Raw genomic sequence first — 21734 nt, 5'->3', positions numbered from 1 at the left:
CCCAGCCCTCCCTCTGCGGAGGGCTGATTCGTTTGCATTCACATTCACTCATATGGTTAAGGAACCGAGATGGAAAACGGGTTAGCACAAGGCATTGGCGGCATCGCATTTTTGGTTGGCGTGATGGCCTTCTGGCAGAAAGATGACCTACGCTTTCGCTATCAGATGATGGCGTTTTGCTTCATCATGGGCATTCATTTCGCCTTACTGGGCGCAACCGTGGCGGCCATTGGTGTAGTCATTAATGGCATTCGCAGTTTCGCCTCCATCAAAACCCAATCACGCAAAGTGATGTGGTTCTTCATTGCTCTTATGTGGCTAATGACCCTGCCAAACATGAGCCACTTTTTTGAGTTCATCACCGTGTTTGGTTCCTCCGTTGCCACTTGGGCACTGTTTTCCAAACAAGGCATCGCTCTGCGCAGTCTGATTCTATTCAACTCATTTTGTTGGGTGAGCCACAACCTTTGGCTGGGCTCGATTGGTGGCTCTTTGGTTGAGAGCACCTTTATCGTCACCAACCTGTTCACCATTTATCGTTTGTATCAACAACGCAGTGCCCAGCGTCACGAGGCGGGAAATCGCGCTTGAAACTGCGCTAGCAAGAAATCAATAAACAATCGAAGTCGCTTGGGTTGGTACTGGCGGCTCAGATAAATCACATTCAAGTCCGCCCCAGCAGATGAGGTGGAAGCGTTGAAGTTCTTCATGTAGCCATTTAACACCGTCACTAAACGCTGCTGTTTAATGTCTTCTTGCACATCGAGAATCGATTTCAATGCAATACCCGCCCCATCTAACGCCCATTGACGAATCACTTCGCCATCATCAGAAAAACGCTTTGGTACGACGGTAACAACGTTGTGCAGCTCTTCATCTTGAAAGTGCCATGTTTTCAGCTCTTCATTGCTGCGAACCATGGCTAGACAATCGTGCTGAGCTAAATCTTGTGGCGTGATCGGCGTGCCTTTCTTTGCCAAATACTGAGGAGAAGCACACAGCACTCGGCGACTGGACGCCAGTTTGCGAGAGATAAGGTTACTGTCGGCCAGCTCCCCATATCGAATAACAATATCCAAACCGGACTCTGCCAAGTTGGACAAGTTATCGTTCAAATACAGATAAGGGATCACATCGGGATAGAGCTGACTAAATTCCGACAGTATTGGCGAAATGTATTGCTTGCCAATATCACGAGGAGCCGAGATTTTAAGTGCGCCGCGCACTTCTTTGGTGCCAGTTTGGAGTAAGTTTTCCGTCTCTTTAACGCTGTCGATGATTTCCAGGCATGCTTGATGGTACATCGCGCCAGAGTCCGTCAATGAAATATGCCTTGTACTGCGATTAAGTAATTTCACCCCATAACGATCTTCCAGCGACTGCAATCTTGCCGTTACTGTTGCCGGTGATAAGCCGAGCTCTCTGCCAGCCGCTGCCAGCCCTTGGTTCTTCACTATGCTGACAAACAACGTCATATCGGAAAACTTATCCACATTCCCTCCTCAAATCTCATTATTCACCTGAGCTGAATAATCAATTCAAATCTTAACCAATTATAAAATTTATTCCAATCAATATACTGACGCCATCGAAACGAGATTGGAGAAACAAATCATGAAAACAGAAAAAACTGTCTACGTCGTACTCGGTGGCACATCAGGTATTGGTGCTGAACTTAGCCAACAACTTGCGAGCGACAATGCGGTTGTCCACGTAGCAAGCCGTAAAACAGGGTTAGACATCAGCGATGAAAAGTCGGTTTACCACTACTTCGAAACCATTGGTGCTTTTGACCATCTGATCGTCACAGCAGGCTCTTATGCTCCGGCAGGCCAAGTAACGGACGTCGAAGTTTCCCAAGCAAAATACGCGTTTGATACCAAGTTTTGGGGCGCCATCAACGCGGCGAAACATGGCGCGCGCTACATCAAGAAAGGCGGCTCAATCACGCTAACTTCCGGCATGTTGTCGCGCAAAGTTGTCGCTAACACCTACGTAAAGACCGCCATCAACGCGGCCATTGAAGCGACCACGAAAGTACTGGCGAAAGAATTGGCTCCTATCCGAGTGAATGCGGTCAGCCCAGGTTTAACCAAAACTGAGGCGTATCGAGGCATGAGCGAAGACGACAGAAATGCCATGTACCAACGCACACAAAATAGCTTACCAGTGGGCAAAGTTGGTGGAGCCAGTGACATTGCAAAAGCTTACCTACTTCTGATTGAAAACAGCTACATGACCGGCGCAGTGATTGATGTTGATGGTGGCGCACTGCTTGGCTAACAACACACGCTTAACTAACCGTAAATAAAAACAAGGTGCCAGAACAAGAAAAAGACATGGCACCAATGGGTTCAAACGAAATAAAAAAAGAGACTCTCCCATGAATAAAGAAAAAATGCCGCTGCAGGTATGGATCTTAACGCTTGCCGCTTTTGCTATCGGTACCGCAGAATTTGTTATTGCAGGAATCCTTCCTCAAGTCGCCAACTCATTGTCCATCACGGAAGGCCAAGCGGGTTACCTAATCAGTGCCTACGCACTTGCCATTGTGTTTGGCGGTCCGCTACTTACGATTTACTTAGCACGCTTTAACAAGAAAGCCGTACTGGCTGGGCTAATGGTGCTGTTTATTCTCGGCAACGTATTGTCCGCTTTCGCACCGAACTACTTTGTGTTGATGGTGAGCCGAGTGATCACGGGCTTGGTTCAAGGTCCTTTCTACGGCATCGGAGCCGTGGTCGCGACCAATTTGGTTTCAGAAAAAATGGCAGGCCGTGCGGTCGGACAAATGTTCGCTGGCTTAACACTGGCTAACGTTTTAGGTGTTCCTGGCGGTACTTGGATTGGCTTGCAATTCGGCTGGCACACCACTTTCTTAATCGTTGCCGCTTTTGGTTTAGTGGCTCTATTCTTCATCACTTCAGTGATCAAATCGACTGGTCATGGCGAAGCAAAAGATGTCAAAGCACAATTGGCTGCGTTCAAAAACCCAATGCTACTTATCAGCCTTGCGATCACCGTATTCGCTTGGTCGGGGTTTATGACTTTGTATGGCTACATCGCCCCTATCGCCATGCACATCACTGGCTTTAGTGAAAGTGCCGTGACTTGGATTTTGGTGATTGTTGGCGTCGGTCTAATTATTGGGAACACCATGGGTGGTCGTTCATCGGATAAAAACCTACAAAAAGCGTCTATGTTCTGGGCTATCGCGATGATTGTGTCACTGGTGCTGGTCGGAATCACTGTCGACAGCAAAGTGCTGTTCATTGCCACCGCCTTTGTATTTGGTATTGCGTCATTCGCTAACGTACCAGCAATGCAACTCCGAGTAATGAACCACGGTGGTGAAGGCCAGGAATTAGCAGCGACAGCAAACATCTCCGCGTTCAACTTAGCCAATGCCTTTGGCGGTTTCTTAGGCGGCATGGTGCTCGATAGCCAAATGGGCGCAGGCATGATCCCTTACGCAGCCGTCATTGTTCCGCTGATTGGTTTGCTATTCATCGCCAAGGCGAACCGCAAAGAAAACAAACAAATCGACTTAGCGCCAAGCTTCAACAACTAATTTCATCCCTACTGGTAGTCCTGACTTAACGCTTTCCGAACAAGCGGGGCTACCCAATTAAATCACTAGGAAAACACTATGAAACTCTACATTTACGAACATTGCCCATTCAGTGCTCGCGTCCGCTATGTTGCAGGCATGCTGAATATCCCACTTGAGATCATAAACCTCGCTTACGACGATGACACAACCACCAACGATCTGATTGGGGCCAAACAAGTGCCGCTATTACTTAAAAATGACGGCCAAGCCCTCGCGGAAAGCTTGGACATCATCGCTTACTTTATCGAGCTCGCTCAATCTTCAGAAAGCCATCAACCGTCTGAATCGGTGCTGGATTGGCAGCGAAGCGCGTTTCTCCCACTGCAAAAAATCGGCTACCCACGTTGGTCAAATATGGATTTGCCAGAGTTTGCCACTCAGTCTGCACAACAAGCTTGGCGCACAAAAAAGGAAACGGATGCACTCAATTTTGATGCACTCCTGCAGGACACTCCAAACATTGCCAAAGAGGTAGAAGCGCTCATCGAACGTGCGAAAAACGTGTTGAATCTCGATTCCTACCAGCACGTAACTTTGGTAGACGAAGCGATCCTGTTTTCTATTTTGCGCGGGTTCTTCAGTGCCACAGAAATCCAATGGGACAACACCGTGAAAGATTGGATGGAATCAGTAAGCAACAAAACCCAAGTACCACTACTTAAGTAAGGAATCGATCATGAGCAAACTGTTTGAACCAACACAGCTAAAACAACTGGATCTACTAAACCGTGTGGTGATGGCGCCAATGACCCGAGCTCGCACTAGTCAACCGGGAAACATTCCAAACCAAATGATGGCGACTTACTACAAGCAGCGCGCTACCGCAGGCTTGATCATCTCTGAAGCCACCCAGATTTCCGATGATTCACAAGGCTACTCCTTCACACCCGGCGTTTATACCGATGAACAAGTGGCCGGTTGGAAGTTAGTCACTCAAGCGGTGAAATCACAAGGCGCCGCCATGTTCTGCCAGCTTTGGCATGTGGGCCGAGTATCGCACCCAGTTTTCCAAAAAGGTGAACAGCCCATCGCACCATCTGCGCTTGCTCCGGTAGAGACTAAAGTGTGGATCGCCGATGAGCAAGGCAACGGCAATATGGTCGATTGTGTAGAGCCACGAGCCATGACTCAAGCGGATATTGACCGTGTTGTGAGTGATTTTGCCTATGCCGCGAAACGGGCGATTGAAGCAGGCTTCGATGGCATCGAAATCCACGGCGGCAATGGTTACCTGATTGACCAGTTCCTACGTACCAATTCAAACCACAGAACCGACAACTACGGCGGTACTCGAGAAAATCGACTTCGCTTTTTGTTAGAAGTGGTCGATGCGGTGAGTAAAGCCATAGGTGCCAACAAAGTAGGAGTACGACTCGCGCCTTTCATCACTTTCAAGGACATGAACTGCCCAGACATTGTGCCAACCATCCTCGATGCATCGAAACAACTTCAAGCTCGTGATATCGCGTACTTGCATCTGTCTGAAGCGGATTGGGACGACGCGCCCGTGATTCCAGAGAGTTTCCGCATCGAATTGCGTGAATACTTCACCAACACCATTATCGTCGCTGGCAGTTACACTCAAGCGAGAGCCGATGAGGTACTTGAGAAAGGGTATGCAGATTTAGTGGCGTTTGGCCGCCCATTTGTCTCTAATCCAGATTTGGTGGCACGCTTAAAGCATCAACAACCTCTGGCAGAACTGGATGGAGCAACCCTATTTGGCGGCAATGAACGAGGTTATACAGATTACACGGCTTTGCATGTGTGAGTGAACGAAAAGGGAGATGTGGCCATCTCCCTTTGTTTGTATTGCTTAGAGGAACGCTTTGTAAGGCAGTTCAGGTTCATTTTTAAAGATGTCACTGAAGCCACGGAAGTGTTGGTAATGCATACGGCCTTTATCGGTTGGGAAGGTGTACTTACCACCGACTTGCCAGAAAAACGGCGCAAACTTGTATTGTAAGCGGTCTTTTTTCATGTTCCATAGCACTTCAATCTCACGCGGATCGTTCTGGAAGTTTGCCCAGATATCGTGATGGAATGGCACCACGACTTCACAATCTAACGACTCCGCTGCACGTAGAATGTCGGATGAGGTCATTTTGTCGGTCACACCACGTGGGTTTTCACCAAAAGACAATAAAGCCACATCGATTTGGTATTCATTGCCGTGCGCTGCGTAGTAGTTGGAGTAATGAGAATCACCCGAGTGGTAAACGGAACCACCGCTGGTTTCAATCAAGTAGTTCACTGCACGCTTGTCCATTCCATCTAAGATCTCTTTATCGTAAGAAGAGACGCCTTCCGGAAGGGTCACAAGTGCTGTGCGGTCAAACGAATCGAGGATACGAATTTTCATATCGCCCACTTCCAGCACATCGCCAACTTTGGCCACGATGCAACGCTCTTCTGGCACCCCCCATCCCATCCAAAGATCGACGCACGCTTGCGGGCCGATAAACTTCACGTGTTCACCACAGTTTTGCAGCACCGCCGCCGCGACATTGACGTCAATATGATCACCATGATCATGAGATGCCAACACGGCATCAATCTCTTTAATCGCAAAGGGATCAAGCGGGAAGATTGCTGTACGTAAGTTCGGTTGCAGTGCTTCCACGCCTCCCATGCGCATCATTTGGTGCTGGTTTTTCATAAAGGCGTTCTTTTGCGTTTTTTTGCCCGTTCCACACCAAAAATCGATGGAAATATTAGTGTTACCCTCACTTTTCAACCAGATACCAGTACAACCCAACCACCACATGGAGAATGTATTCGGCTCTACTACTGTGTTTTCGATCTCTTCGTTCAGCCAAGTTCCCCATTCAGGAAAGGTACTTAGGATCCATGACTCGCGTGTAATTTCATTTACTTTACTCATAGCAACACCTTCTTGTTTCACAACTTTTATTAAATTTAGGATGTAGGGAGCCAAGCGCCTTAAAGGGTGATTAAGGCACTGAGCAGAATTGTGTTCGTGATTTGAGAAAGAAACGAGGTCGCGTTACACCAAAATGACCTTCGTCCCTTTTGCTTCTATCGCTTTGATGACATCGGGATTCGCGCTTTTACCGGTGATCAAAATGTCAATTTTCTCCGCTGGGCAGAAAAGCATGCCTGTGCGCTGCCCCACTTTCGAGCTATCGACCACCACCACTAACTTGTCGATTTGCTCAAGCATCTGTTGCTCTGCAACCGCGGTCAGCATATCGGCTTTGTATAGCCCCGCTTCCGTCAGGCCTTTACCAGACGTAAACATCCAGTTGCCCGCATAACCGCCTAACGAGTTCGGCGCGGGATTAAGAAAGATGTTTTGCGAGCGATTGTATTGGCCACCAATGATGATCACGTCGTCATGATCTTCGTTGATTAAATAGCTGGCCAAAGGAAAGTAGTTCGTCACAATTTGCACATCCTGACCACAGAGCCTTTGCCCAAGCAGGAATGCGGTCGAACCGCAGTTGATCACCACACTGTCGCCCGGTTGGCAGAGCTCCGCCGCTTGCATGGCAATGAGCGACTTTTCTTCATAATGCTCAGTGCTATTGATGTTCAGTGGTGACCACTTTCTCTTTTTCGCTTCAACACGCTCTGCGCCATTACGTACTTTGCGTAACTTGCCTAGCTCATCTAACTTCGAAATGTCGCGTCGCGCCGTTGCTGGCGACACATTAAAACGTTCAATGATGTGCGCAACGTTAATCGTCTGATTTTCTTCAAGCAGAGAGAGAATGCCGTTGTGCCTTTGCACTTCATTCATAACTATCACCTTATTCAATTCAAATTCACCGAAATGTCTATCTAGTGATTACATGGTGATTACCTGTGATTCGTTTTGATTCTATTAATCACGCTCTTGATTGTCAAATCAAGGTGTTCATAAAATCTCGAATTCATCACAAATTTTATTAAGCCATTGTATTTAAAGAAATTCAATATTTGCGATGTGATCAAAATACCATTTATTGCCTTTTTTAAGCGGCGAAATTGACAAAAATCAAAATAATCACAAATGAGCATTGCATGATTACTTTTGATTGTTAAAGTTTATTTCGTGAGCAATAACTGAGTAGATTCTTACCCTACAAAGGAATCCTCTCTGACCTACAAACGATTACAAATACAAATCCATCAAGGGGTAAAGATATGGAGTTCTTATACGACATCTTCTATATTTTTTACAGCCAAGTCATGACCAAAGCCCCGTTGCTACTGGGCTTAGTGACATTAATTGGCTACTGGCTGCTAAGAAGAGACACCACGACCATCATCAAAGGTTCGATCAAGACGATCGTCGGTTTCATGCTGGTTCAAGTTGGGGCGGGCACCCTCGTCGCTGGCTTTAAACCTGTGATTTCCAAACTTTCTGAGTTTCATGGACTGACGGGTTCCGTCATCGATCCCTACACATCGATGATGTCCACCATGGAAGCCATGGGTGACAACTACTCTTGGGTTGGTTACACGGTGCTGCTTGCACTGGGTATCAACATTCTTTTAGTGCTGTTCCGCCGCTACACGGGGATCCGCACCATCATGCTGACTGGTCACATCATGTTCCAGCAAGCGGGCTTGATTGCGGTGTTCTACTTTGTGCTTGGTGCAAGCATGTGGGAAACCATCATCTACTCGGCAGTGCTGATGGCGCTCTACTGGGGCATTTCATCCAACATCATGTTTAAACCCACAGAGGAAGTGACGGGCGGTGCAGGCTTCTCGATTGGTCACCAACAACAAGTGGCCTCTTGGATCGCCACCAAAGTGGCCCCCAAACTGGGTGACAAAAATGACAGCGTCGATCATCTAGAACTGCCGAAATGGCTGCACATTTTCCACGACAGTATCGCGGCAACCGCTATCGTCATGACCGTCTTCTTCGGCATCATTTTATTGTCTTTTGGTTTGGATAATCTGCAAGCCATGGCGGGCAGCACCCACTGGAGCATCTACATTCTCGAAACCGGTTTGAAATTTGCGGTTGCTATTCAAGTCATCGTGGCTGGTGTGCGCATGTTCGTTGCTGAGCTGTCTGAAGCATTTAAAGGTATTTCTGAACGGGTCATCCCCAATGCCGTACTGGCGATTGACTGTGCTGCTATTTACGCCTTCTCTCCTAATGCGATGGTGTTTGGTTTCATGTGGGGTGCTGTGGGTCAGTTTACCGCCGTGTTGGCCATGTTGGCCTTCGATGCGCCAATCATGATCATTCCCGGCTTTATCCCAATGTTCTTCTCCAACGCGACCATCGGTGTTTTTGCCAACCACTTCGGTGGCTGGAAAGCGGTGATGAAGATCTGTTTCGTCATGGGCATTATTGAAGTCGTCGGCTCTGCTTGGGCTATCCACCTCTTTAACCAACAAGGCACCGAGTTCAACGGTTGGATGGGGATGGCAGACTGGGCACTGGTCTTCCCACCAATCATGCAAGGTCTCTCTGCATCGAAAATGTTCTTCTTTGTCTTGGTTGGCCTATCTCTGGTTTATATGTTCTTCGCATCACGCAAGCTGCGCGCAGAAGAAGATGCACAAGGCACGCTTATGGTCAGTGAAGAGCCTGACGTCATTGAAGCGGTGGAACAAGCCATCAAAGCCAGTGATGGTGTGCGCCCAGTCAGCATTCTTGCCGTGTGTGGCAACGGCCAAGGCTCATCAATGATGATGAAGATGAAGATCGGCAAATATCTAGAGAAAAAAGGCATTCCTCATGTGATGGATTCATGCGCCGTCTCTGACTACAAGTCGAAACTGGCCAGCACCGACATCATCGTCTCCTCAAAGCACTTGTCTGCTGAGATGGAACCTGGCGAAGGCAAATTTGTTCTTGGGGTGCAAAACATGCTGAACCCGAATTCATTTGGAGATGAGCTGCTCGACATCATCAACAAGAACTTCGTCTCAGCCAAATAGCCTAATGACTCAATAACTTATAACAAATGAGGTGCCAGTAAAGCTGGCACCCAACCTGGAGATAGAACAATGGGATTAAAACAATCACTGATCGAAAACAACTCAATTAAGTTACAAGCGCAAGCGTCTAACTGGCGCGACGCGATCAAGATTGGTACAGATATGCTGATTGCCTCTGGCGCGATAGAGCCTTGCTACCATGACGCGATCATCAGCAGCGTTGAAGAGCTCGGTCCTTACATCTGCATCGCGCCTAACCTCGCCTTGCCACACGCACGTCCAGAAAACGGCGTAAATCGTACCGCTTTCGCACTCGTGACTCTAGAAACACCCATCTACTTCGACGGTGAAGACGAACCTGTCGATGTGCTCATCACTCTCGCGGGCAGCTCTTCTGACGAACACATGGAAGGGCTAATGGAAGTGACCCAGGTCTTGGATGATGAAGAGAGCGATACTGGCGTTGATCTGGATAAACTTCGCCGCTGCCGCAGCCTCACTGATGTCTTCAACGTCATAGATGACGCTCTGGCTATGACAGCCTAAGGAGGAATCATGTATAGCGAACTGAAACAACGCGTGCTCGAAGCCAATCTCAAACTGCCCAAGTACGGTTTGGTCACTTTTACTTGGGGCAATGTCTCTGAGATTGACCGTGAACGCGGCGTGATCGCGATTAAGCCATCAGGCGTTGAGTATGAGGGAATGCGGGTAGAGCACATCGTTGTGGTTGATCTCGATGGCAACATCATTGAGGGCAAGCTGAATCCCTCTAGCGATACCGCGACGCATCTCGAAATCTACAAAGCGTTTCCAGACGTTGGGGGCGTGGTTCATACCCACTCACGCAGCGCAACGATTTGGGCACAAGCAGGGATCGACATTCCGGCACTCGGTACCACTCACGCCGACTATTTTTATGGCGACATTCCCTGCACGCGAAAACTGTCGCAAAGCGAGATTGCGCAAGAGTACGAGAAGAACACCGGGTTAGTGATTGTGGAAGAGTTTCGTCATCGTCGCATCGATCCAATGGCTGTCCCAAGCGTGATTGTCGCAGGTCATGCACCTTTCTCTTGGGGTACCAATGCCGATGATGCGGTGCACAACGCAGTGGTACTGGAAGAGATTTCGGCCATGGCTCTCGCCACTCGCTCGCTCAACAGCGGCATCAAGATCCAGCCAGAATTGTCAGACAAACATTACCTGCGTAAGCACGGTGAAAATGCCTACTACGGACAGAGGTAACAAGATGTACAAAGTGCTTGCGTTAGATTTAGACGGAACTGTGCTCACCGATGATCACAGCATTCATCCGGAAGTAAAAAGCGCGATTATGGAGGCAAAACACAAGTGTCACGTGGTGATCGTTACTGGACGCCATCATACAGCGGCGCGCCCGTATTACGATGAACTGGGCTTGACCACGCCGATCATCTGCTGCAACGGCACTTATGTCTATGACTACCACAATGACCAAGTATTGAAACACAACTCCATCGACAAAGAAGACGCACTGACCTTCATCGCGCTGGCGAAAGAGTTTCAGGTCAAGATGGTGATGTACGTGACCGATGCGATGACCTACTCCAACTACAACCCTATTCACTATATGGAAGCGCTGGAAAAGTGGGCCAAAACGGCCCCCAAACACCACCAGCCGAAGATCTACAAAATCGACTCATTCAGCGATCAAGTTCGTGACACGGAATATGTCTGGAAATTTGTGGTGGAAGGGCTGCCAAGCTCGGTTGAACGCTTACTCGAAAACCCATGGGTCAGCGCAAAATTTAACGGCGAACGCTCATGGTCGAATCGCATCGACTTTGCAGCAAAAGGCAACAGCAAAGGCTTAAGACTGGCGGAATACGTTTCTGAGCTGGGTTATCACCCGAATCATGTCATTGCCGTGGGGGATAACCACAATGATATTTCCATGCTCCGTTACGCCGGATTAGGCGTTGCCATGAATCATGCAGACGAAACAGTGCGTGCGAACGCTCGCTTGGTTTGCGAAACCGATAACAACCATGACGGATTAGCCCGTCTGATACGTGAAAAAATTCAAGGATAAGCATCATGACCAAACCAATGATCCAAATCGCCCTCGATCAAACCAATCTTACCGATGCCATTGCCGTGGCAAGCAACGTTCACAGCTATGTCGATGTGATTGAAGTCGGCACCATTTTAGCGTTTGCCGAAGGGATGAACGCCGTATCGACATTGCGTGAGAACCACCCGGATCACATTCTGGTGTGTGATATGAAAACCACTGACGGCGGCGCAATTTTGGCTCGCATGGCCTTTGAAGCCGGCGCCGATTGGATAACAGTTTCAGCCGCGGCGCACATTGCGACGATTAAAGCGTGTAAAAAAGTCGCCGACGAATTCAATGGTGAAATCCAAATCGAAATCTATGGCAACTGGACCATGCAAGATGCGCAAGCGTGGGTAGATTTAGGCATCACTCAAGCGATTTACCACCGTTCTCGCGACGCTGAACTCGCTGGCGTGGGCTGGACAGAGGCCGACCTCAATAAAATGAGAGAGCTGTCTCAACTGGGCCTTGAGCTTTCGATTACAGGCGGCATCGTGCCTGAAGATATCTATCTGTTTGAAGGCATCAAAGCAAAAACCTTTATTGCCGGGCGTGCACTCGCAGGCGAACAAGGGCAGCAAACCGCAGAAGCACTGAAAGCACAAATCAACCGCTACTGGAATTAGGGGGAGGTATGTATCAGAACTTACAACGCCATCGTGTCGGCTTATATGAAAAAGCGCTGCCAAACTCATTGAGCTGGGAAGAAAAACTCCGCGTCACCAAAGAGCTTGGTTTTGACTTTCTCGAGATTTCTGTGGATGAATCAGACGAACGACGCAGCCGCCTTGATTGGGACGACGAGACGATCTACGCCCTGCGTCACCAATGCGAGCGCTACGGACTGCCGCTGCATTCCATGTGTTTAAGCGCACACCGCAAGTTTCCATTTGGCTCGGCCGATGCAAAAATCCGTGAGCAAGCGTTGCTGCACATGGAAAAAGCCATTGCCTTGGCTTATAAGCTCGGCGTTCGCACGATTCAGTTGGCAGGTTACGACGTTTACTACGAACCGGCGAATCGTGCTACCCATCTGCGCTTTATTGAGGGGATGAAACTGGCGGCCAAACTGGCTGAGCGAGCAGGCGTGATGCTGGCAGTTGAAATCATGGATACCGACTACCTGAATTCACTCAGCAAATTTGAAGTGCTTAATCGTGAAGTCAACTCTCCGTATTTCACCGCTTATCCGGATGTCGGCAACATCTCGGGCTGGAACTACGACGTCTGTACCGAGCTGAAACTGAGTAAGCCCCACATTACGCAAATCCATCTCAAAGATACACACCGCGTGACACCTGACTCGCAGGGGCAGTTCCGAGACTTAGTGATTGGTGATGGCGAAGTGAACTTTGATGCGATTTTTAAAACCTTAAAAGAGACCGACTGTGTGGTGCCATTGGTGATAGAAATGTGGGCACAAGACGAAGATTGGCGTGCGCACATTCATACTGCGCAGCAACGCTTAAACCGAGCTTGTGACCACGCAGATTTACCTCGGTTGTTTGCCGCTTAGTGCAACACCACCAACGGCGGAAAAAATCATCTCAAAAGGCCAACAGACCCTAATATCGTTTTTCTGTTTCGGCGTTCAGGGAGTGGGCGCCGAATTTTCCCACACTGGGAACGTGCAGTTTTGCCCCCCGTAGAAAACTGCACTCTTTCATCTGATTGGTTGACTTACTATTTTGCTTAGCGCACAGTGGCGATCTTGCCTTATGAAACTCTGTTGATTTTAATGAAATTACTCCATCTACAACTGTTCTGGTACGAAAAACATCACACCTTACTGGAGATGGAAGACCTACCCATTCTTACCCCTGCGCAAGAAAAAGAGCTGCGCGAGTGGGCGAAAACTCGCCGCAAAATTCTGAGCTATGAAGTACATCAGCACGCTTGGTTAAAAGTGAATGTCGACGGTTTTTCTTCCACATTGCATCTAAAACCCAATGGTACGTTGGTGGAAAAAGATCTCTTCAGCGAAAAAGCCCTTCAGGGGCTTTGGAAAGTCATAGACGGTTTTTTGTTTATCAAAGTGATCAGTGGCGAGTTTATTGTCGAGTATCAAATCGTAGGAAACAAAGAGCAGAACATTCACTGCGGCATTGAATACATTAATGGCAAAGTCAGCACATACAGCAAATTTGCCCAAATCATGAGTGCGTAAACAATCCCAATCCCTTCCTAAGAAAAAAGGGAGATGTGGCATCTCCCTTGTTCGCTCATGATTTGGTGTCTTTCAGGGTGAAACCGCGTCGTTACAACACCGCTTTGCGTTTGGGTAAAAAGACTTCCCCAAGCATGCAGCGCACTGAACCGCCGCCAATATCTTCAATGGTCGTTACGTCAAATGGCAGCAACTTACCGTGCGTTGCCAACTGATTACGCTGCGCTTCTGAAAACGCATCATAGGCCGATTGCGACATCGCGATCACTTTGCTGCCATTGACCGTTTCCAGTTGCAAAATGTTGCCGCAGAAACGGTTCATCTGTTCAATGGAAATGGAGATCACCTGCTTGTCTTTGGCCAGTGATTTCAAGACGAAACGACGCTCAAACTCAGGGATCACTTCATCGCAAATCACACAAAATTGCTCACCAATCGCCATCATTACGTTGGTGTGGTAAATCGGTTTTCCCGATGGCAACAGGGTTTGGAAGGAGATCACTCGCTCGTAACCAATGCGTTTGGCGTACTCTTCTAATACAAGGCGATCACAACGCTGCGACAATGCGGCATAAATGGTGCGATTCAGATGGTCAATCACCATCACGCCTGTGCTTTCTAAAAACGCCTCTTCCGTCACGTAATAGGTCAAAGAATCTTGGCGATGCACTTCGCGGCCAGCGGCCGTCAGTGCTTCAATCAAGGCTTGTGGGCGCACTTCTTCACGGCGGTTTTCACACGCCATCGGGAAGGTATAAAAGCCCCCTTCCGCCGTGGTGCTAAACCAGTTGTTGGGGAATACCGCATCGGGGGTCGCAATGTCCGATTCAGGGTAGTCAAACTCCACCACTTGCACCCCTTCCTGACGAAGTTTGCTCACCATTGCTCGGAACTCGGCCAATGTTTTGCTTCTTACCTCTTCCTGAGAGAGGGCGATCTGATTCTGAAATTCGTTGTCACGCGCGGTTTCTTCATTAAAGCGAAACTCTTTTGGCGGCACCATTACCACACAGTCTGCATTTTGGGTCGCATCAAGCTGAGGTCGTATTGTCTCATTCGGTAACAGCATCTGTTCATTCCTTATCACTAGATAAGGCAGATTGTAAATTTATTGTTAACTCTGTTTTTGCTGAATTTCAGCTTTCCAAACACAACGTAAAGTAATAATTGCTGCATAAAAGGCATTTGATAGCAATTTTTATGGCCACCCTTACGATATATTGCCACTTCACTGCGCACTTCGCTGCGATAAGGCTGAGAAATCCCTTAGGATATGCCGCAAAGTGATAACCAACTGGTTACATTTAGCCGGTCAATCCGTTAGACTACTTTTCGCCCTTCCACCACTTCTTTTTTACCGCACCTTCTGGCAGTGTGGGCGTTGTTATTTTTAGGAAGCGTTATGTTTAAACGATTTGAAAGTTTTACCAATCCGTTTCCGGCCGGAACGCCGGAACAACCACCTGAAGGGTTACTGGCTTTTTGCCGCCACTACACTCGTGGGTTTGAAAAACCGCTGATTTTGATGTCACTGCTGTCCACCATCGTCGCGATTGTCGAGGTGTCGTTGTTTGGTGCCATGGGACAGCTAGTGGACTGGCTGAGCAACAGCGATCCACAAACCTTCCTTGAGCAAAACCAAAGTGAGCTGATTTATTACGGCGTGATACTTTTAGTGGTGATGCCAACCCTGATCGTGGGTTACTCACTGCTGGTGCATCAAAGTCTGCTGGGCAACTACCCAATGTCGATCCGCTGGCTGGCGCATCGCTACTTGCTTAATCAAAGCTTGAACTTCTATCAAGATGATTTTGCCGGGCGTGTCGCCACCAAAGTGATGCAAACTTCATTGGCGGTGCGTGAATCGGTGATGAAAACCATGGACGTGTTTGTTTACGTGTCCGTCTATTTCACCAGCATCATTGTGATGCTCGCGGCGGCCGACTGGCGTTTGATGGTGCCAATGGTGATTTGGCTGCTGATCTACATCGGCATTCAAGTTTACTTTGTCCCTAAGCTCAAAGATGTTGCTTCGGCGCAAGCAGACGCCCGCTCTACTATGACCGGTCGCATTGTCGACAGCTACACCAATATCCAAACGGTGAAACTGTTTTCTCATAGCAAACGAGAAACCGAGTATGCCGAGAGTGGCATGCGCGAATTCTTAGACACGGTTCATCGTCAAATGCGCTTGGTAACCGGCTTCAATATTGCGGTGCAAGTGACCAACTATGTGCTGGTGTTTTCGATTGGCGCGCTCTCCATCCACCTTTGGTTAGGCGGTGCGATCAGCGTTGGCGCGATTGCCATTGCGGTGAGCTTAGCGTTGCGTATCAACGGGATGTCGATGTGGATCATGTGGGAAGTCGGTTCGCTATTTGAAAACATGGGTACTGTGGTCGATGGCATGAAGACGCTATCCAAACCGATTGATATTCAAGACAAACCACAGGCCACTGAACTCGTGGTGAAGCAGGGCGGCATTGAGTTTGACGACGTGAGTTTCCACTACGGCGAAAACAAAGGCGTGATTAACCATCTCAATTTGCACATCAAACCGGGTGAGAAAATTGGCCTAGTAGGGCGCTCTGGCGCGGGCAAATCAACGCTGGTTAACCTACTGCTGCGTTTCCACGATGTGGAGAGCGGCAAAATCAAGATCGATGGCCAAACCATCTCTGAGGTAACGCAAGATTCGCTGCGTGCGCAAATTGGTATGGTGACGCAAGACACCTCACTGCTGCACCGCTCGATTCGCGAGAACATTCTTTACGGCAATCCCGATGCCAGCGAAGAAGAGCTGTTGCGCGCCACCAAGCAAGCGCACGCGCATGAGTTTATCGAAACCCTCACCGACCCGTTTGGCAATGTCGGCTACGATGCGCAAGTGGGCGAGCGCGGGGTGAAACTCTCGGGTGGTCAACGTCAGCGCATCGCGATTTCTCGCGTACTGCTCAAAGACGCGCCACTTTTGGTGCTGGATGAAGCCACCTCAGCCCTCGACTCGGAAGTGGAAGCGGCCATTCAAGAGAGCTTGAACGAGCTGATGCAAGGCAAAACCGTCATTGCCATTGCCCACCGCTTGTCGACCATCGCACAGATGGATCGCCTGATCGTGCTGGATAAGGGCAATATTGTCGAGCAAGGCACGCACCAAGAACTGCTGCAAAAAAACGGTATTTACGCGCAGTTGTGGGCGCACCAAACCGGCGGTTTTCTTGCCGACGATTGCCCAGAAATGGAAGAGAACCAAATCGCTTAATCGACGTTAAATACCATCAAATCAACGCCCTGTTCACCACAGGGCGTTGTCATTTACATACCAACACTTCCCCCCATCCTGTGGCAACCAGCACCAATTAGGATTAGAATTCCGCCATCCGAATAACCAACGATAAAAACGAACACGATAAAATGAACAAAAGCTTATTGACCAACGTGATTGCCTTAGCGGCTTTGGCAGCAGGTTTCGCGCTGAAAAACGACTACCTTCTTTATGCTGGCTTGTTTGCCTTCTCTGGCGCCATTACCAACTGGCTAGCGATTCATATGCTGTTTGAAAAAGTGCCGGGGTTATACGGCTCAGGCGTCATTCCTGCGCGCTTTGAGGAGTTTAAAGCGGCGATCAAAAACCTAATGATGGAACAGTTTTTTACCAGCGAGAACATCGATAAGTTTCTCAGCAAAGAGATGGCCGGTGGCAAGAGCTTCAATCTTGAGCCCATCATTGCCAAAGTCGATTTCAACCCAACGTTCGACTCGCTGGTTGATGTTATCGCCCAATCGCAATTTGGGGGCATGTTGGCGATGTTTGGCGGCACAGAAGCCTTGATTCCCCTCAAACAACCATTTGTCGAGAAGATGCAGCAAGCCATGGTGGATCTCAGCCACAGCGACACCATCAAGCAGGCATTGAAAGAAGAACTCGAAGCGCCCGCGATGATGGAAGAGATCCAACAAAACATTGAAAACATCATTGATCAGCGTCTTAACGAGTTGACGCCTAAGTTGGTGAAAGAGATGGTGCAGAAGATGATCAAACAGCATTTGGGCTGGCTTGTGGTTTGGGGTGGCGTGTTTGGCGGCCTGATTGGTGTCATCACTTCCGTCGTTGCTTAGCCACTGACCGCAGCAGAAACAACAGAGGGAAGCCCAGTGCTTCCCTCTTCTATTTTGGCGCTGACTTGCCCCCTCACTGGGGTATATCCCGCACCGCTGACCTGTCGCGTTACTTTTGGTACAAGGTCGACAACAGCTCTGGGTTCACACCAAAGCCCGTTTTGTGCTCCTCAATCACCACTTCGCTACGCGTTTGAATCACCCCCGGCAGAGTACCGAGCTTGCTCGACATAAACTCTTGATACGCCTTCATGCTTTTGACACGCACTTTGATCATAGTGTCAAAATCGCCCGACAATGAGTAACACTCTTCAATCTCCGGCATATCGGCGACGGCTTTGGCAAACTTTTCAAAGATGGAAAAGCTGGTTTGATCAAGACGAATATGAATAAACACCTGAACATCCAAGCCCAACTTTTCGGCATTGAGTTCAGCGTGATACCCCTTGATGTACCCTTCTTTCTCTAAACGTTTGACGCGTTCAGAACACGGTGAGGTGGTCAAGTTGACCTGCTTAGCCAGCTCAACCACCGGCAAACGGCCTTTTAAATGCAAGATGCGTAAAATTTGCAGATCGATGCGATCCAACGGGTAACCAGACATCCTTCGTCCCTTATCATTTTTTTGCCAGTTTACTGGCTAACCCAGTTCGCTATCAATAGCTGAGAGTTTAATGAAATGTAGGGAGTTATTCAGTAGAGATATTTTTCGATGGTTAATAAGATTTTTTTCTTATTTTTCTGTTATTTATTGAACTTCTTGATGAATTTAATGAGCCAGAAAGAAAAGAGTCTTTATTCTAAACAGAGATAATGCAGACAGACGATATGAATCATAATGCATCATACAGAATGATATTCCCATGTCGTTTTTACGCAGCGATATTTATAACAACTCAAGCTGCTGTCAATCTACTTTACTCGTCAGTTTCAACCGGCACTTTAAAGCGATTGAACACAGGAGAAAGCATGCAAACCGTCATGATTAAATACCAGCCTTTTGGCATCGGCGAGTGGACGACTCTTTACGTTTCCACTGATTTGGCAAACGCATTAGAGAAAGAGTATATGAGTTACGGCTGGCCTGTAGAGGTCAACCGAGAGTGTACTGAGCTCGAAAGCGATTTCGCTTAAGTAAGAAGGTCTAGCCGATCGTCGGTTGAACCATTTGCGGTGAAAGGGATTTCACCGTTGCTGTATTCTGCGTATTACAGTAACGGCAGAAATGCTGAGGTTCCATGTGGTAATAGTGGTCACCAGAAACAAACTTGGTCATCAGTTGGGTAAAACTGTGTAGCCGACTTGAAAACGTATCACTCTGCTCTACCTGACAACGACGCATAACGACTTTGTGTGCGGTTGTTTTTTTACACGCTGAGCAATAGATTTGTGGCATGACCCTTCCCCTGATGTACGAATGCTGCTAATGATAATTGACACATTTTGACCAAATTAATTCCACACTCAAAAAGCGCTTTTTAATTTTTGTGCTCTAGGTACAAAAAATAGTTCTGCAACTTCAACAAATTGCGATCTTTGTCGCCCAATGCCGTGCGGATTGAACGCAAGAATAAAGCAAACATTTAGCGGATTTGTTAGCGGCAAGAAAAGATTCTGTCGGTCGTTAAAAAACAAACCCCTCACCAGTATCACCAACGAGGGGCTCGATTATTTACAATGTAAATTGAGTATCGTGTTCGTTCTTGTTGAACACGAGATCAAGATTACTCTAGCTCGACCAACTTTTTCTCAAACTCACGGTGCTGCTCTAGAACGGTGTTGTCAGCGCCACCAGTTAGTTTGCTCACACCAACAATCGCGATGGTTGAGAAGATGATTCCCGGTACGATTTCGTACACGTCAAACCAACCGCCAGTCAATTGTTTCCAAACCACGATAGTGATACCACCACACCAATACGACCCACCATCACGATTTCTTGCGAGCTTGCGTCTGGCTTGATCACTTGCTTGTAGAAGTCTTCCGCCAGTGCTGAAGATGAAACCAACAGTTGAGAGTCCGCAGTACTCATGACCGCTGCTAGAATCGCAGCCAACAAGATACCTGCAATCACTGGGTGGAACACAGTGTTCACCAGCAACATGAAGATTTTCTCGCCGTCGGCCAGTTCGGTACCTGGATGGCCGTTAACCCATACAAGGCCAACCAAACCAACGAGAATTGCCCCCGCCATCGATAGCGCAGTCCAACCCACCGCAATACGACGAGCCGTACCCAATTCACGGTTGGTACGAGAGGCTTTAAAACGCGCCAAAATATGTGGCTGACCAAAATAACCTAGACCCCAAGCGACCAGTGAAATAATCGCAATCGCGCTAAGAGGCTCACCTTTGGCATCGTTCCATAGCGTCAGCAGCTCTGGGTTAATGTTGTGCATGTCGGTTGCCAGTTGGCCAAAGCCCCCTTCCATCACGGCAATAGGAACAATCATCAATGCTGCCGCCATCAATAGGCCCTGCACCAAATCCGTCCAAGAAACCGCGAGGAAACCACCAAACAACGTGTACGAAACCACACACAAGGTGCCAATGATCACTGCGGTGCTGTAATCTAGACCAAACACAGTTTCAAACAGTTTGCCCCCTGCAACCAAGCCTGAGCTGGTATAGAAAAGGAAGAAAAGCAGAATAAAGAAAGCAGAAATTGTCTGAATCAGTTTTGATTTGTCATCGAAGCGACGTGACAAAAATTCAGGCAATGTAAGTGCATCCGTTTGAATACTGTAGGTGCGAAGACGTTTGGCACTGACTAACCAGTTTGCCCAAGTACCCACCAACAAACCACCAGCAAGCCAGAACGACTCGATACCCGCAGCGTACGCGTAACCTGGTAGGCCCAACAACAACCAACCACTCATGTCCGATGCCCCAGCAGACAGCGCCGCTGGCCATGGACCTAAGCTACGGCCACCCAAGAAATAATCACTTGAGCTAGACGTTTTCTTATAGGCGTAAACCCCGATTGCCACCATAAGAAGTAAATAGGCAATAAAAGTGCCCGTAATAGCGAAGCTACTCTCTATCATTAGATAGTCCTCATTAGAATAATAATCCTTCCTTGGCTCCCCCAAACGGCGTGGGGGAGCATGGAAAGGTTAGTGAGTATCGTTCCCCAACTCGAGTAGAGTTGCGTTACCACCCACTGCGGTAATATTTATGGTACGCGTACGTTCTGTAATGAAACGCAGCGAAAGATGCGGATCATGAGCAAGCAGAGCACCTGCTTGATCCGTTGCAGAAACCAAACCGACGATAGCACCGTCACGTTTGGCCAATTGTAGATTGAGCTCATGCTCAACCTGCGCATTACCCACGTAACCGACACTGCGTACATCACGGTCGATGAGCTGTAAAAGCGCATCGTAGGCGACCATTTGTACTAGGTTGGAAGGGAAATGCGTCTGTTCAAGGGCGCTGCTGAGCAAGCCGTTGAACTCTGAGTTATCACTGCAAACGATGACGCTGTTACCAGCAATCAGCGCGCAGGTCACTAAAGCAAAAGCGTTGTACAGAGCTTGCTCTGAATCGCTTTGCTCGTTTTCAACGATCACCAGCGCCACCCCACGGCCCGCGGTGTACAACTCGTTGGTTTCTCCGGTAGGCCCAACCAAAAGGTGAGCGTCAGCCAATAGCGAAGAGGCTTGTTGCAAGTGGTAAGAAACCACCTTGGCAACCAGCGCATGCTTCCCATCCAGAGCGGCTTTAAATGCAAGCAAGTGCTCACATTTGTAATCAAAATTGGTCAGATTCCACTGTTCCCATGCTGAGAAAGCATCCGAAAAACTCGTCACTTGATGAACCATG

At 48.4% G+C, this 21734-nt stretch carries 22 protein-coding genes and 1 pseudogene; 15 read left to right on the top strand and 8 right to left on the bottom strand.

Annotated elements, in window-relative coordinates; translation table 11 throughout:
* The first annotated feature begins 69 nt into the window (after positions 1-69).
* Positions 70-591: a YgjV family protein gene (locus AOT11_RS18090; protein ID WP_017421374.1), complete on the top strand. Its 522-nt coding sequence runs from the start codon at positions 70-72 to the stop codon at positions 589-591.
* Here AOT11_RS18090 and AOT11_RS18085 read toward each other — a convergent pair.
* A complete protein-coding gene (locus tag AOT11_RS18085; RefSeq protein WP_017421373.1) occupies positions 567-1493 on the bottom strand; it encodes a LysR family transcriptional regulator in 927 nt (308 codons plus the stop codon). The two genes, AOT11_RS18090 and AOT11_RS18085, sit on opposite strands and share 25 nt — an antisense overlap.
* 121 nt (positions 1494-1614) lie before the next feature.
* Here AOT11_RS18085 and AOT11_RS18080 point away from each other — a divergent pair, with 121 nt between their 5' ends.
* The 4 genes from AOT11_RS18080 to AOT11_RS18065 all read left to right on the top strand — a co-directional run bounded on the left by AOT11_RS18080 (position 1615) and on the right by AOT11_RS18065 (position 5384).
* Entirely contained in the window at positions 1615-2283 is a 669-nt protein-coding gene (locus tag AOT11_RS18080) for an SDR family oxidoreductase (RefSeq protein WP_026050502.1), read from the top strand.
* Between the two features lie 100 nt (positions 2284-2383).
* Positions 2384-3571, top strand: a complete 1188-nt coding sequence (locus AOT11_RS18075) for an MFS transporter (protein ID WP_017421371.1) — start codon at positions 2384-2386, stop codon at positions 3569-3571.
* A 78-nt stretch (positions 3572-3649) separates the two neighbouring features.
* Positions 3650-4279, top strand: coding sequence for a GrxB family glutaredoxin (locus AOT11_RS18070; protein WP_017421370.1), 630 nt, complete (start codon positions 3650-3652; stop codon positions 4277-4279).
* 10 nt (positions 4280-4289) lie between these two features.
* The gene (locus AOT11_RS18065; RefSeq protein ID WP_017421369.1) at positions 4290-5384 is read left to right on the top strand and encodes an alkene reductase; all 1095 of its coding nucleotides are present in this window, start codon (positions 4290-4292) and stop codon (positions 5382-5384) included.
* 45 nt (positions 5385-5429) lie between these two features.
* Here the strand turns inward: AOT11_RS18065 and ulaG are convergent, their stop codons facing one another.
* Together ulaG and ulaR are read right to left on the bottom strand one after the other, a co-directional pair.
* Positions 5430-6497 carry an L-ascorbate 6-phosphate lactonase gene (gene ulaG, locus AOT11_RS18060; RefSeq protein WP_017421368.1) on the bottom strand — a complete coding sequence of 356 codons (1068 nt, stop codon included), beginning with the start codon at positions 6495-6497 and terminating at the stop codon, positions 5430-5432.
* 123 nt (positions 6498-6620) lie between these two features.
* Positions 6621-7376: an HTH-type transcriptional regulator UlaR gene (gene ulaR, locus AOT11_RS18055; RefSeq protein ID WP_011081979.1), complete on the bottom strand. Its 756-nt coding sequence runs from the start codon at positions 7374-7376 to the stop codon at positions 6621-6623.
* A 386-nt stretch (positions 7377-7762) separates the two neighbouring features.
* Here ulaR and AOT11_RS18050 point away from each other — a divergent pair, with 386 nt between their 5' ends.
* From AOT11_RS18050 to AOT11_RS18020, 7 genes are all read left to right on the top strand, one after another.
* Positions 7763-9523 carry a PTS ascorbate-specific subunit IIBC gene (locus AOT11_RS18050; RefSeq protein ID WP_017421367.1) on the top strand — a complete coding sequence of 587 codons (1761 nt, stop codon included), beginning with the start codon at positions 7763-7765 and terminating at the stop codon, positions 9521-9523.
* Positions 9524-9592: 69 nt separating this feature from the next.
* Positions 9593-10069, top strand: a complete 477-nt coding sequence (locus AOT11_RS18045) for a PTS sugar transporter subunit IIA (RefSeq protein ID WP_017421366.1) — start codon at positions 9593-9595, stop codon at positions 10067-10069.
* Positions 10070-10078: 9 nt separating this feature from the next.
* Positions 10079-10771: an L-ribulose-5-phosphate 4-epimerase gene (locus tag AOT11_RS18040; RefSeq protein ID WP_017421365.1), complete on the top strand. Its 693-nt coding sequence runs from the start codon at positions 10079-10081 to the stop codon at positions 10769-10771.
* 4 nt (positions 10772-10775) lie between these two features.
* Positions 10776-11597 carry a Cof-type HAD-IIB family hydrolase gene (locus AOT11_RS18035; RefSeq protein WP_026050501.1) on the top strand — a complete coding sequence of 274 codons (822 nt, stop codon included), beginning with the start codon at positions 10776-10778 and terminating at the stop codon, positions 11595-11597.
* Between the two features lie 5 nt (positions 11598-11602).
* Complete coding sequence (locus AOT11_RS18030) at positions 11603-12250, top strand: 3-keto-L-gulonate-6-phosphate decarboxylase UlaD (RefSeq protein WP_017421363.1); 648 nt, start codon at positions 11603-11605, stop codon at positions 12248-12250.
* Between the two features lie 8 nt (positions 12251-12258).
* Positions 12259-13140 (top strand): L-ribulose-5-phosphate 3-epimerase, encoded by an 882-nt coding sequence (locus AOT11_RS18025; protein WP_017421362.1) that lies wholly within the window; start codon positions 12259-12261, stop codon positions 13138-13140.
* A 222-nt stretch (positions 13141-13362) separates the two neighbouring features.
* The gene (locus AOT11_RS18020; RefSeq protein ID WP_026050500.1) at positions 13363-13791 is read left to right on the top strand and encodes a hypothetical protein; all 429 of its coding nucleotides are present in this window, start codon (positions 13363-13365) and stop codon (positions 13789-13791) included.
* 91 nt (positions 13792-13882) lie between these two features.
* Here the strand turns inward: AOT11_RS18020 and AOT11_RS18015 are convergent, their stop codons facing one another.
* Positions 13883-14860, bottom strand: a complete 978-nt coding sequence (locus tag AOT11_RS18015; protein WP_049797993.1) for an arginine deiminase-related protein — start codon at positions 14858-14860, stop codon at positions 13883-13885.
* Positions 14861-15193: 333 nt separating this feature from the next.
* Here AOT11_RS18015 and AOT11_RS18010 point away from each other — a divergent pair, with 333 nt between their 5' ends.
* Both AOT11_RS18010 and AOT11_RS18005 read left to right on the top strand, forming a co-directional pair.
* Positions 15194-17053, top strand: coding sequence for an ABC transporter ATP-binding protein (locus AOT11_RS18010; protein WP_026050498.1), 1860 nt, complete (start codon positions 15194-15196; stop codon positions 17051-17053).
* A gap of 152 nt (positions 17054-17205) precedes the next feature.
* Positions 17206-17910 carry a DUF445 domain-containing protein gene (locus AOT11_RS18005; RefSeq protein ID WP_011082010.1) on the top strand — a complete coding sequence of 235 codons (705 nt, stop codon included), beginning with the start codon at positions 17206-17208 and terminating at the stop codon, positions 17908-17910.
* Between the two features lie 109 nt (positions 17911-18019).
* Here AOT11_RS18005 and AOT11_RS18000 read toward each other — a convergent pair whose 3' ends face one another.
* Positions 18020-18514 (bottom strand): Lrp/AsnC family transcriptional regulator, encoded by a 495-nt coding sequence (locus AOT11_RS18000; RefSeq protein WP_011082011.1) that lies wholly within the window; start codon positions 18512-18514, stop codon positions 18020-18022.
* A gap of 365 nt (positions 18515-18879) precedes the next feature.
* Between AOT11_RS18000 and AOT11_RS23635 the strand changes: the two genes are divergently transcribed.
* Complete coding sequence (locus AOT11_RS23635; RefSeq protein WP_017421358.1) at positions 18880-19044, top strand: hypothetical protein; 165 nt, start codon at positions 18880-18882, stop codon at positions 19042-19044.
* A gap of 10 nt (positions 19045-19054) precedes the next feature.
* Here AOT11_RS23635 and AOT11_RS17990 read toward each other — a convergent pair whose 3' ends face one another.
* From AOT11_RS17990 to AOT11_RS17980, 3 genes and pseudogenes are all read right to left on the bottom strand, one after another.
* Entirely contained in the window at positions 19055-19306 is a 252-nt protein-coding gene (locus AOT11_RS17990; RefSeq protein WP_072599289.1) for a hypothetical protein, read from the bottom strand.
* 328 nt (positions 19307-19634) lie between these two features.
* A pseudogene (gene putP, locus AOT11_RS17985) lies at positions 19635-20956 on the bottom strand (sodium/proline symporter PutP).
* A gap of 69 nt (positions 20957-21025) precedes the next feature.
* The gene (locus AOT11_RS17980; protein ID WP_011082014.1) at positions 21026-21733 is read right to left on the bottom strand and encodes a 1-pyrroline-5-carboxylate dehydrogenase; all 708 of its coding nucleotides are present in this window, start codon (positions 21731-21733) and stop codon (positions 21026-21028) included.
* Position 21734: the final 1 nt, after the last annotated feature.

It is taken from the genome of Vibrio vulnificus NBRC 15645 = ATCC 27562 (assembly GCF_002224265.1).
Classification (GTDB): Bacteria; Pseudomonadota; Gammaproteobacteria; order Enterobacterales; family Vibrionaceae; genus Vibrio; species Vibrio vulnificus.
The sequence above is the reverse complement of the archived record's forward strand: the minus strand, read 5'-3'. Positions and strand labels throughout refer to the sequence as shown.